8 protein-coding genes and 2 riboswitches are annotated in these 11,859 nt (G+C 63.5%); of the genes, 6 read left to right on the top strand and 2 right to left on the bottom strand.

What is annotated here, in order from left to right; translation table 11 throughout:
- Positions 1 to 17 precede the first annotated feature (17 nt).
- Genes QRN59_RS08165 through QRN59_RS08155 form a run of 3 tightly spaced genes read left to right on the top strand, consistent with a single transcriptional unit; the run spans position 18 to position 3,325 of the window.
- Positions 18 to 2,063, top strand: coding sequence for a flagellar biosynthesis protein FlhA (locus QRN59_RS08165; RefSeq protein WP_284982024.1), 2,046 nt, complete (start codon positions 18 to 20; stop codon positions 2,061 to 2,063).
- On the top strand, positions 2,041 to 3,072 hold the full coding sequence (locus QRN59_RS08160) for a hypothetical protein (RefSeq protein ID WP_284982023.1): 1,032 nt from the start codon (positions 2,041 to 2,043) through the stop codon (positions 3,070 to 3,072). The genes QRN59_RS08165 and QRN59_RS08160 overlap by 23 nt, the downstream gene beginning before the upstream one ends.
- A 4-nt stretch (positions 3,073 to 3,076) precedes the next feature.
- Positions 3,077 to 3,325 (top strand): carbon storage regulator, encoded by a 249-nt coding sequence (locus QRN59_RS08155; RefSeq protein WP_284982022.1) that lies wholly within the window; start codon positions 3,077 to 3,079, stop codon positions 3,323 to 3,325.
- A 1,360-nt stretch (positions 3,326 to 4,685) separates the two neighbouring features.
- Here QRN59_RS08155 and QRN59_RS08150 read toward each other — a convergent pair.
- Positions 4,686 to 5,288: a hypothetical protein gene (locus QRN59_RS08150; RefSeq protein WP_284982021.1), complete on the bottom strand. Its 603-nt coding sequence runs from the start codon at positions 5,286 to 5,288 to the stop codon at positions 4,686 to 4,688.
- Positions 5,289 to 5,477: 189 nt separating this feature from the next.
- Here QRN59_RS08150 and QRN59_RS08145 point away from each other — a divergent pair, with 189 nt between their 5' ends.
- Entirely contained in the window at positions 5,478 to 6,296 is an 819-nt protein-coding gene (locus QRN59_RS08145; protein WP_284982020.1) for a sigma-70 family RNA polymerase sigma factor, read from the top strand.
- Positions 6,297 to 6,337: 41 nt separating this feature from the next.
- On the opposite strand, the gene QRN59_RS08140 is transcribed toward QRN59_RS08145, so the two are convergent.
- Positions 6,338 to 7,879: an MFS transporter gene (locus tag QRN59_RS08140; protein WP_284982019.1), complete on the bottom strand. Its 1,542-nt coding sequence runs from the start codon at positions 7,877 to 7,879 to the stop codon at positions 6,338 to 6,340.
- 82 nt (positions 7,880 to 7,961) lie between these two features.
- Here QRN59_RS08140 and QRN59_RS08135 point away from each other — a divergent pair, with 82 nt between their 5' ends.
- Both QRN59_RS08135 and gcvP read left to right on the top strand, forming a co-directional pair.
- Positions 7,962 to 8,510, top strand: a complete 549-nt coding sequence (locus tag QRN59_RS08135) for a TetR/AcrR family transcriptional regulator (RefSeq protein WP_284982018.1) — start codon at positions 7,962 to 7,964, stop codon at positions 8,508 to 8,510.
- Between the two features lie 188 nt (positions 8,511 to 8,698).
- Positions 8,699 to 8,796: riboswitch (glycine riboswitch) on the top strand.
- Position 8,797: 1 nt separating this feature from the next.
- Positions 8,798 to 8,905: riboswitch (glycine riboswitch) on the top strand.
- A 52-nt stretch (positions 8,906 to 8,957) separates the two neighbouring features.
- Entirely contained in the window at positions 8,958 to 11,855 is a 2,898-nt protein-coding gene (gcvP, locus tag QRN59_RS08130) for an aminomethyl-transferring glycine dehydrogenase (protein WP_284982017.1), read from the top strand.
- The last annotated feature ends 4 nt before the right edge of the window (positions 11,856 to 11,859 follow it).

Below are 11,859 nucleotides of genomic sequence, written 5' to 3'. Positions count from 1 at the left end.
CCGGACAGGACACAGAAATGAACAGATTCGCCAGGCTCACTGTGCCGGTGGGAATCGTGGGCATTGTGCTACTGCTGGTGGTTCCCGTTCCGGCGCCGCTGCTGGACTTCCTGATCGTCTGCAACATCCTCCTGGCCCTGCTGATCCTGCTCACCAGCATGTTCGTCAAGAAGCCCCTGGACTTCTCCGTCTTCCCGTCCTTGTTGCTCGTGGCGACACTGTTCCGGCTGGGCCTCAACGTCGCGTCCACCCGGCTCGTGCTGGGACAAGGATTCGCCGGACAAGTGATCGACGCTTTCGGCAAGGTCACCGTAGGCGGCTCCATGATCATCGGCGCCGTGGTGTTCCTGATCCTCGTGGTCATCCAGTTCGTGGTGGTCACCAAGGGCGCCGAACGCGTGGCCGAGGTGGGGGCGCGGTTCACCCTGGACGCCATGCCCGGCAAGCAGATGGCCATCGACGCCGACCTCAACGCCGGCCTCATCACGGACGCCCAGGCCCGCAAACGCCGCGCGGAGGTGTCCGCAGAGGCCGACTTCTACGGCGCCATGGACGGGGCCTCGAAGTTCGTCAAGGGCGATGCCATCGCGGGCATCATCATTATCATCATCAACTTCGTTGGCGGCATCGCCATCGGCGTGCTGCAGCGCGGCATGAACGTGGGCGACGCGCTGAACTCCTATGGCCTGCTGACCATGGGCGATGGGCTCGTGACCCAGATCCCGGCCCTCCTCATGGCCGTGTCAACGGGCATGATCGTCACCCGGTCCAATGCCGAAGAAGACATGGGCCGCACGGCCTCCTCGCAGCTCATGCAGTCGCCCAACGCCTTGCTCATCGCGGGACTGGCCGCAGTGGCGATGGCACTCATCCCCGGCATGCCCATCGTGCCCTTCCTGCTGGTGGGCGCTGCCCTGCTGTTCGGCTCCAGGCGCCTGGCGGCGCAGCAGAAGAAGCAGAGTGAGGCGGAGGGCGCCCAGGAAGCGGCCATCCTGAGCTCCGAAGAAGACCCCAACGAGCGGCTCATGCAGGACATGCGCGTCCACCCCCTCGAGATCTTGTTGGCTCCTGACCTTGTCGACATGGTCTCCGGCGCCTCGGACGATCTCCTGGCCCGCGTCCGCTCCCTGCGCCACAAGATCGCCATGGAGTTGGGGATCGTGATTCCGCCCGTGCGCACGCGCGACAACGTCGAGCTGCCGCCGGCCACCTATGCCATCCGCATTGCGGGGGTGGAAGCCGGACGCGGCACGGCGCCGTCGGGCAAGTTGCTGGCCCTCGGCGATTATCTTGACGCGCTGCCCGGTACCTCCACGGTGGAACCGGTCTTCGGGTTGGCCGGGAAGTGGATTCCCACCGAGATGCGCCACAGTGCCGAAATGACCGGCGCAACCGTGATCGACCGGGTTTCCGTGCTGGTGACCCACTTGTCGTCGATCGTCTCGGCCAACGCCGGAAGGCTACTCACCCGCGAGGATGTCCGTGTGCTGACGGAAGGCGTGCGCAAGCAGAGCCCCGCCGCCGTCGAGGAACTCATTCCCGGGCTCATGTCCTTGGCCGAAGTGCAGCGGGTGCTGCAGGGACTCCTCGAAGAACAGGTCCCCATCAACGATCTTCCCCGCATTTACGAGGCACTCGCCTTGCGCGCCAAGGTTTCCACCGAGCCCGAGGCTTTGGTGGAAACCGCCCGGCAGTCCCTGGGGCCCGCGCTCGCAGCCAAGTTCCTGGACGGCACGGTGCTCAATGTGATCATGATCGATCCGCTCCTGGAACAGTCCATGCTCGAAGACATGCGCCCGGCCGAAGGGGGTACCCAGATCGTCATGAGCCAAGCGCGCCTGGACGCCGTCCTGGCCTCTGTGCAGTCTTCGGTGGAGGCCGCGGCAAATGCAGGACGGCAAGCCGTCCTGGTGTGCGCCCCGGCGTTGCGGCCCGCGGTCCGGCGGCTCGTGGCTGCTCCCGACGGCGGTGTTCCCGTGTTGTCGTACCGGGAAGTGACGTCCGCAAACATCCAGATCGAAACCGTGGGGGTGGTCCGCCATGCCGAAGCAATACAGTCTTAGATACCGACTGAAAGGAGCATCCCTGGACGACATCCGGGTGAAAGCCGAGCAACAGTACGGCCCCGGGGCGCGGATCGTCTCCGCCGAGAAGGTCACCAATCCGGGGATCGCCGGGCTCTTCGTAGCCAATCGCTACGAGGCCACTATCGAAGTTCAGCTAGAGGGTTCCACCCAATTAGCTAGCAATAGTTGTCGTTTTGAGGGCTCAGAACGACAACAAGTGCGAGCTAGTTGGGATGCCCACGTTGCGGGGGAGGCGCAGCTTGCCGAGGCGGCTCACGCGTTGCAGGGGCCCGCTATCGCCGCGCTCCTGGAGCAAGCCGACGCCGCCGAGATGGATCTGCACCGGCCCGAGGCAGTTGTTTCGACTGCATCCCCGGATTTCGCCGGGATGTTGGAGCAGCTGGGGAAGGAGTTACAGGTCTCCGGACCACAAACGCAAGGGAGCCTGACGGCGTTGCCGGCGGCCGCCGTCGGGCACCGCGTTCCTGTGCCCGTACCGGTGCCGCTTACCGGCAGCGGCAACCTGATCATCCTGCTCGGCCTCGGCGACGACGCCTTGGGACCAGCGCTGGAAATGTCCATCGCCGAGGGCGGTTCCGACGTCCGGACAGCCGGAGCGTTGACCGCTTTCGGGCACCTCCACGTGGCGGGGCGCCAGGGCGCGACGGCGGCGCGCGCCCAAGCTGTGCTCACCGGCCAAACCGTGCTGGTGGCGTACGGACTCGGCATGCAGGGCGAAACCGTGAGGCACGCGGCGGACATCGCAGCCCTCGCCGCAGACCAGTTGTGGCTGGTTGTTGACGCCGGGCGGAAAGCGGAAGACACGGCGGCCTGGGTCCGGGCGCTCTCCGCCGCACTGGCCGCCGAGCGTGTCCGTGCCGACGCCCTTGCTGTTTTCGGCGCGTCGGAAACCGCAAGTCCCGAGACGGTCAACGGACTCGGCGTTCCCATCGGATGGGTGGACGGCAAGCCCGCCCGCGTTGCCGTGCTCGGAAAGGTAGATTGAGAGCATGCTGGTACTGACACGCAAGCCGGGCGAACAGATCATGATTGGTGAGGACATCGTCATCACCGTCATGGAAGGCCGCGGCGACGGCGTGCGGATCGGGATCGAGGCCCCCCGTGGGGTGTCCATCCAGCGTCGCGAAGTGGTCGAGGCGATCGCCGCGGCCAACCTCGCTGCTGCCCAGGCTGGCCCCGAAGCCGAGGAACTCGTTGCCGGGCTGCGTCCGCCTGCCCGGAAACCGAAGGTCGATTAGGCGCAAGTCATCCAAGTTTGCACGATGGCCCCCGGTGGAGCGGAGCGCAAGACGCAACCGTGCGCATGCTTAGATGGCTTCCAAACCATAATGAATCACGTCCGAGTATGAAATCGGTGATGCCGCCGCTGCCTCTAGGACTGGCAGTTCCTTCTCGTTGCGGTTGGCGCGGGGATGTTTGGCCTTACAAACCCCTCGCCGAGAATCATCTATGCTACTTCGACAAAGTCCGGTCCCGGTGATGAGTCTTCTTTCGAGCCGAGTAAAGGCTGAGGTTCCGGGGCACAGACTTTTGCTTGCTTGACGGTCTAGGAGAATTGCAATATTCTCCATGCATTGGGGGTATTTGTTGTATTGATCGCATGGCATTGCTTCATTGCTTCCATCGTCTTCTAATCGGAATGACCCTCCATGGAAGAAGTGATGTCCAAATGAAAAACTGGATTTCAGCGGTCCATATTTTGCTGGGGACTACCCTAATTCTCACAAGCTTTGGTTCCGGTGCATCCGGGGCAGAAGCGGCATCGCTTAGAAATTCGGACTCTAGTTCAGACCCCTGGGTGGCAGCGCAACAGGCATCGTCGACGGTACTGTGACGGCGGCCAGTGATTTGGCAACAGCCGTCTCTTCTACTGAAGTCGTGATTCGGCCATCCGGGCGTGGGACAATTTCACCGAACAGCCAGAGCATTGCGACGGTGATTTGTACGAGCACCATGGATGGACCCCACGTGTCACTCGGCGCCGGCGGGATGATATTCAAGGTTCGCATTACCTGCGCGGCCTCAAACTGGGCGATCCCTGCGGTCAGCGTCCGGATTCGGGGAAACCTTGCCCTCAGCCCTGCGAGTTGTCAGGGGTGCCCAGCCGGCCCGATTCAGAATCGGGCATCGAGTGACCAAACCCAGGTTGTTGGCGTCAATGGGAGCCAGGTGACATTCTATGTGCCTCAAGTTGGTAGTAGTGGAGGGTATGGAACCGGGTATTGTTATTACACTCATACCATTCAAATAGTTTCACCCCAGGTGGGGAATGTTGGCTCAGACACCCAGGTTGTCTACAAGAATGCGATCTGACTGATTGCGATGAAGATTCAGACGATTGACGAGCGGGACATGAACTTGATCTGTGTCGATCCGTCTTTCCGAGTGATAGACGTCTGGCTCGACCCCAACAGTGGTGCTTGGGACAAGTCGCAGGCTTTCGATATTTCGTCTAGCAGCCTCTTGGAAGTACTTGAGTGGGCGAAAATGGACAGGCAACCGTGCAACTTTTCGGAGGTTTACGCCTACGATGCAAACCCGAACTCGGGACAGCCAAGCTTTATTCTCTTGCACACTGTCGTCCACCGGTAGCCGGCGCTAAGCCAAGCCCAGGAACTCCTTGAGGAGCGGCAGCGAGCAATCCCTCGTCACAGCCAAGGCCCGCTCAATATTGGCGTTTTCCGCGAGGAGCATCACGTCATCCGCAATGTCGGCCTGTGCGACCGCTCCCGGCCCCGCTGGGGTCCCATTGTCGCCGGGTTGCACAGAGCCAAGCGGCGGGTTCCCGGGCCCTTGTGGCCCCGTCAGGAGAGCCTCGACGTTGGCGGCCGCCGTTGTTTCCACGTGATTGAGCAACAGGACCAGCTCACGGTGGTGATCCTGAAGCAGTTCCGGCCAGATCCCGGGCGGGGCCACTGAAGCGATGATCGGCAGCGTGGCGTTGGCCGGCAGGCGCCATTCGATGGCCAGGGCCGACGACTCGATGTTCTGGGCAAGGGTGTCGAACCGAAGGTTTTCCAGGACCTTTTCCACGTCAGCGGCAGTGAATTTCAACCAATCCCAGTTGCCTGCCCGGACGTGCAGCAACTGTGTTTCGAGCCGGTACAACAGCAGTTCCAGCTGTCTCCGCTCGCGCCACAGCATCGCCGATAGCTCATCCGCCCCCACGGTTCCCCACTCCCCGGTTTGGCCCCGGAACATGATTCCGAGGCCTCTTTTGTATCTTTTTCATGAGCGTACACGCATTGTTATTTTTCAGATGATATGTTCACTGAATACATGTCTGTTCCATGTAATCTTCGGCACGTTGCATCGTCTCAGTAGCTCGCCCATGAAGCCCCTGGAATCAGGCTTGGCAACTCAATAAACAGGTCTCATGGGGGGACTAATTTGAATCGCGAAGAACGCAACGAGTTGGTGCTGCAGCACTTGCCACTCGTTGGCTACTTGGTGTCGGAGCTCTGCGCGAGAGCTTCTCATTTGTCGCGCGACGATTTCGCGTCGGTAGGGTCCGTGGCGTTGATAACGTCTGCCGATTCCTTCGATCCGAACCTCGGAGTCCCCTTCGGCGCATTCGCGCGCCGTCGCATCGTCGGAGCCTTTGCGGACGAGATGCGGGCCAGCGACTGGGCCACGCGATCTGCGCGCAAACGCATCAAGGAAACCATGTCGGTCCAGGAAACGCTGTCCGGGCTCCTTGGCCGCACGCCTTCGGTCGCCGAAACCGCATCAGCCCTGGGTGTCGAACGCAGCGTGGTGGAAGCCGCCCTGGCCGACGCCGCACGGACGCTGTCGCCGTTGGACGACGTCGTCGTGGACACTGTCGCCGCGGACACCATCTCCCCGGAGCACTCAGTCCTGGCCGATGAGCGCCTCAAGTACCTTCGCGCCGCCGTCGCAGCCCTGCCGGAAAAGATGCGTTATGTCGTCGAGGAGATCTACTTCGGGGGGCGGACCGTCAAGGAATTGGCCGAGGAACTCGGTTCCACGCACGCTGCGGTCTCACAACAGCGCGCCGAGGGCATCCGCCTCATGCGCGACGGACTTTCCGCGCATTACGCGGACGATCCCGGGCAATCCTTCGAGCCCCAATCGCGCATTACTGCCCGACGCCGGCACGACTACCTCTCGACCCTTGCCACCGCTACCTTGGGCGGAATTACCCGTAGTTTCAGCTCGCCTGATGCTGCCTTCAACCGGGCCGTCTAGACTCCACGCGCAGGGCCATTGTGGTTGAAGGCAGCCTTGGCCTACTTTGCGGTCGGCACGCGGCGGAGCACGACGGCGGCAAGGACTGCCGCTCCCGCCATCAGTACCAGCCCGATCGCTGCCGTGATGTGGACGCCCGATTCAAAGGCGGCACGCGCGGCGGTGGCCAGGGCGTCGCCCAATGGCTGGGGCAGCGTGGCCGCAACGTCCATGGCTCCGGCGAGCGTCTCCCGCGAGCGTTCGGCTGCGTGGCCGGACAATTCGCCCGGAAGCAGCAAGTGGTGTTGGTAGGACGCTGTCAGGATGGAGCCAAGCACGGCCGTGCCGAGTAGTGATCCGAGTTCGTAACCCGTTTCGGAGATCGCCGATGCCGCGCCCGCCTTGTCGGCGGGAACCGCGCCGAGGATCAGGTCGTTGGAGATGGTTTCCGCCGAGCCAACCCCTATGGCCAGCAGCAGGAGTGCCGTCAAAAGGTACCCGGGCCCCTGGCTGTGGTTGCCCAGGGCGGCCACGAGGTATCCAACCGCGCTCAGTGCCAGCCCCGATCCCACCACCAGGCCCGGGCGGATCCGCTTGACGAGTGGAACCACCACCAGGCCCGCCACGATGGTGGCCAGCAGTGCCGGAACCATCGCGATACCCGCCTGCATGGGGGATTGGCCTTCCACGAGCTGCAAGTGCTGCGCGAAGAAGTAGATGAAGCCCGTCATGGAGAACAGGGACAAAACGTTGGCCGTGATGGCCGTGCTGAAGACCTTGTTCCGGAACAGCCGTACATCCAACATGGGCGATGCCAAGGAGCGCTGCCGGCGGACGAAGACGATTCCCAGGGCCAGGCCGAATGCCGTGAAGGCCGCGGGCCCAGGGCCAAAACCGTGCACGGCGGCCTCTTTGATTCCATAAACCACGGGGGCCATCGTCAGGATGGACAGCACGACGCTGGGAACGTCCGGCTTGCCCGGGTTGCGATCCTTGGATTCGGGGATGAGGAACGGACCGAAGGCGAGCAGGGGCAGCAACAGTGGTACCGCGACCAGGAACACGGCTCCCCACCAGAAGTGCTCCACGAGCCAGCCACCGAAGATCGGCCCGAGGGCGGCGCCGCCGGAGAATCCGGCGGCCCACACGGCGACGGCGAGCCGTCGGCGGTTCGGGTCCGGGAAGATGTTGCGGATCAAGGACAGCGTGGACGGCATGAGCATGGCTCCGAAGATGCCCATGCTGGCACGTCCGGCAATGAGCCATTCAGCCGACGGCGCGAAGGCCGTGGCCGCGGAAACGGCGGCGAACCCCGTGCTGCCGATCAACAGCAGGCGGCGGCGGCCGATCCTGTCTCCCAGGTTTCCCATGGACACCAAGAGTGCGGCGAGCACAAGCGCATAGGCATCAACGACCCACAGGAGCTGCACGCCCCCGACGTCCAGCGAACGGGCGATTTGCGGCAGGGCAAATGTCAGCGCCGTATTGTCCACAGCCACCAGCAGCACGGGGAACATCAGGAGTGCCAGGGCAGCCCAATCGCGCCACGGGGCGGATTGGATCGAAGGGGTGCGGGGGTGCTGGGTTGTGGACGGGCTGAACATGAAGATAACTGTACCGTCTGGACGGTATAGTTTCAATCTGACTCATAAAATTGCCACATCGAACTAAGGGATGATGGACACCATGCCGCGAAAACCTATTGCCCGGGACGCAGTCCTGGATGCCTTTGAAGCCCTGCTGATCGAGGTGGGGGAGCGGGCTGCCACCCTGGACGCCGTCGCCAAGCGCGCAGGCGTCTCCAAGGGTGGCTTGCTCTACCATTTCCCCAACAAGGAAGCCATGATCGGTTCCTTGCTCGAACGCATGGACGGGCTGGCCGCACTGGACATCGAGGCAATGAAGGCAGCCCCCGAAGGTGCGGCCGCGTTCTTTATCAAGTCTTCCCTGTGGGCGGATACTCCCCTGGACCGGGTGTTTGTAGCGGCCACGCGGCTCGCGGAAGTGGCCCATGAAGAAACCCGCAGGCGCTTCGCCGGGATCCAGCAACAATGGCTCGATGTGCTCGCCGAGGAAGTGGGGCCCGAAATGGCCAAAGCGGTCCGGTACATGGGCGATGGACTTTACTTCAACGCGATGCTTGAAGGCGGCGCCGGTGATACGGAAGTCAAGGCCAGTGCGAGGAGCGCCGACGTCGGAGCGCTGCTGGCCGCCGTCGAACGCCTCCGTCACTGAGCGGCCCCCAACTAGCTCGCAGTTGTTGTCGTTTTGAGGCTCCAAAACGACAATAAGTGCCAGTCAGTTGGGAAAGTTGGGCGGGGTCGGTGACCACATTTGCGGACGCGGGCAGTCCATAGGACAATTGATAGTTGTGGCAGCCGTCACCGGCAACCACTGTAGATTCACATAACTGAATACGCCTTTGATCTGCGGCGGGAGAGTCCTGCAGGCATGTGATGCAGGCGCCGTAGGAGCAAATCCTCCCCAGGAATCTCTCAGGCCCACGCACCGCCGCGGCAAGGCAACTCTGGAAAGCAGCACGCTGACGCGTGCTCACCGACGGTGCAAGCGAACCAGTGCCACAAGCACGGATTCGCGGAAACTCTCAGGTCCAATACAGAGCGGGGAGGAACCCGATTAGCTGTGGCGTACCCTGCGCCGCCTTATTAATGGAGTTCCTTCGTGACGGTTAGCTCAACCTCCACTACGTTCGTAGATCGGCATATCGGCGCCCGCCGCCAGGCCGACATTGACATCATGCTCAAGTCTGTTGGCTACGACAGTGTCGATTCGCTCGTTGACACCGCGGTTCCCAATGACATCCGCCAGGACGTCGCACTCAGGCTGTCCAAGCACGGCACCGACGCCCTCAGCGAGGTGGAGGTTCTGGCTGAACTTCGCAAGCTGGCGGCCAAGAACAAGACGGCCGTGCAGATGATCGGCCAAGGCTATTACGACACCGTCACTCCGCCGGTGATCCGCCGCAACATCCTCGAATCCCCTGCCTGGTACACGGCCTACACCCCGTACCAGCCGGAAATCTCTCAGGGCCGCCTCGAAGCCCTGCTGAACTTCCAGACCATGGTCCAGGACCTCGTGGGCCTGCCCATCGCCAATGCCTCCCTGCTGGATGAAGCCACCGCCGTCGCCGAAGCGGTCCTCATGATGCGCCGCGCCAACAAGAACAAGACGGCCCATGACGGCAAGACCGTCCTCGACGCCGACTGCCTCCCGCAGACCATCGCGATCGTGAAGGGCCGCGCCGAGGCGCTGGGCTTCGAGGTGGAGGTCGCCGACCTGTCCCAGGGCCTGCCCGACGGCGACATCAACGGTATCGTGCTGCAGCAGCCGGGCGTTTCCGGCCGGGTGTTCGACCACTCCGCCGTGATCGCCGCCGCCAAGGAACGCGGTGCCCTCGTCACCGTTGCCGCTGACCTCCTCGCCCTGACCCTGATCACGCCTCCGGGCGAGCAGGGTGCCGACATCGCCGTCGGCTCCACCCAGCGCTTCGGCGTGCCGCTGTTCTTCGGCGGCCCGCACGCCGCGTACATGGCTGTCCAGAAGGGCCTCGAGCGCTCGATGCCGGGCCGTTTGGTGGGCGTTTCCAAGGACGACGCCGGCACTCCCGCCTACCGCCTGGCGCTGCAGACCCGTGAGCAGCACATCCGCCGCGAGAAGGCGACGTCCAATATCTGCACGGCGCAGGCACTGTTGGCCATCGTTTCCTCGATGTACGCCGTGTACCACGGCCCCGAGGGTCTGAAGGCGATCGCCGAGACGGCCCACAACCACGCCCGGACCCTGGCTGCGTCCTTGAAGGCTGCGGGCCTTGAGGTCCTGCACGGCAGCTTCTTTGACACCGTCACCGTCCGTGTCCCGGGCAAGGCTGCCGGGATCGTTGCAGCTGCCGAGGCCAAGGGCATCAACCTGCGCGGCATTGACGCCGACACGGTGGGCGTCTCTGTTGACGAGACAACAACTGAAGAAATCCTCGGCGACGTCCTTGATGCTTTCGACGTCGCTGCGGCGTTCGGCGCTTCGCTCGCAGACGGGGGAGAGGGCTTCGCCCTGGAGGCCGCCGTCGAGCGTTCTTCCGACTACCTTCAGCACCCGGTGTTCAACACCCACCGTTCCGAGACCCAGCTGCTGCGCTACATCCGCAAGCTGTCGGACCGCGACCTGGCGCTGGACCGCACCATGATCCCGCTGGGATCGTGCACCATGAAGTTGAACGCCACCGCAGAGATGGAAGCCATCTCCTGGCCGGAATTCGCCTCGATCCACCCGTTTGCCCCGGATTCCCAGACCGAGGGCTGGCGCGAACTGATCGAAGATTTGGAAGCTGACCTGACCGAGATCACGGGGTACGACCAGGTCTCCATCCAGCCCAACGCCGGTTCCCAGGGCGAACTCGCCGGCCTGCTGGCCATCCGCGGTTACCACCACTCCCGCGGCGACCTCCAGCGCAACGTCTGCCTCATCCCGGCCTCGGCCCACGGCACCAACGCCGCCTCGGCAGTGCTGGCCGGCATGAAAGTGGTTGTGGTGGCCACGGCCGCCGACGGCACGATCGACCACGCCGACCTGCAGGCCAAGATCGACGCCAACAAAGACGTCCTCTCGGCCATCATGATCACCTACCCGTCCACGCACGGCGTGTACGACGCCGACGTCCGCGAAATCTGCGACTCCGTGCATGCAGCCGGCGGCCAGGTGTACGTCGACGGCGCCAACCTGAACGCCTTGGTCGGCCTTGCCCAGCCGGGCAAGTTCGGCGGCGACGTGTCCCACCTGAACCTGCACAAGACCTTCTGCATCCCGCACGGCGGCGGCGGACCGGGCGTAGGCCCGGTCGCGGCCAAGGCCCACCTCGCACCCTTCATGCCGGGCGACGCCAACAAGGCAGCACACGAAGACGGCGCTTCTCTGCCAGGGACTGGCGTGGCGATTTCCGCCTCGCGCTACGGCTCCGCCGGTGTCCTTCCGATCTCCTGGGCCTACGTGAAGCTCATGGGTGGCGAAGGCCTCACCGAAGCCACCAAGTCCGCGCTGCTGGCCGCGAACTACATTGCCTCGCGCCTCAACGAGTACTTCCCCGTGCTTTACACCGGCGAAGGCGGACTGGTAGCCCACGAGTGCATCCTTGACCTGCGCGAATTGACCGCTCGCACCGCAGTAACGGCGGAGGACGTCGCCAAGCGCCTCATCGACTACGGCTTCCACGCCCCAACCTTGGCGTTCCCCGTCGCGGGCACCCTCATGGTGGAGCCCACGGAGTCCGAGGACCTCGGCGAGATCGACCGCTTCATCGAAGCCATGATCACCATCCGCAAGGAAATCGACCAGGTCGCCAACGGCGACTTCACGGTGGAGAACAGTCCGCTGCGCCACGCACCGCACACCGCCGCCGCCGTCGTGAGTTCTGACTGGAACCGTGCATACTCCCGCGAGCAGGCCGTCTTCCCGGTCCACCACCTCAAGCAGGACAAGTACTTCCCGCCCGTAGGCCGCATCGACGGCGCCGCAGGCGACCGCAACCTGGTCTGCTCCTGCCCTCCGATCGAAGACTTCGAGAACTAGGACC

Origin of the sequence: Arthrobacter sp. efr-133-TYG-118 (assembly GCF_030209755.1) — a bacterium.
Classification (GTDB): domain Bacteria; phylum Actinomycetota; class Actinomycetes; order Actinomycetales; family Micrococcaceae; genus Arthrobacter.
The sequence above is the reverse complement of the archived record's forward strand: the minus strand, read 5'-3'. Positions and strand labels throughout refer to the sequence as shown.

Coding starts and splice junctions, on each gene's coding strand:
- QRN59_RS08155 (WP_284982022.1), top strand. CDS start 3,077: ATGCTGGTACTGACACGCAAGCCGGGCGAACAGATCATGATTGGTGAG.
- QRN59_RS08140 (WP_284982019.1), bottom strand. CDS start 7,879: ATGTTCAGCCCGTCCACAACCCAGCACCCCCGCACCCCTTCGATCCAA.
- QRN59_RS08160 (WP_284982023.1), top strand. CDS start 2,041: ATGCCGAAGCAATACAGTCTTAGATACCGACTGAAAGGAGCATCCCTG.
- QRN59_RS08165 (WP_284982024.1), top strand. CDS start 18: ATGAACAGATTCGCCAGGCTCACTGTGCCGGTGGGAATCGTGGGCATT.
- QRN59_RS08150 (WP_284982021.1), bottom strand. CDS start 5,288: ATGTTCCGGGGCCAAACCGGGGAGTGGGGAACCGTGGGGGCGGATGAG.
- QRN59_RS08135 (WP_284982018.1), top strand. CDS start 7,962: ATGCCGCGAAAACCTATTGCCCGGGACGCAGTCCTGGATGCCTTTGAA.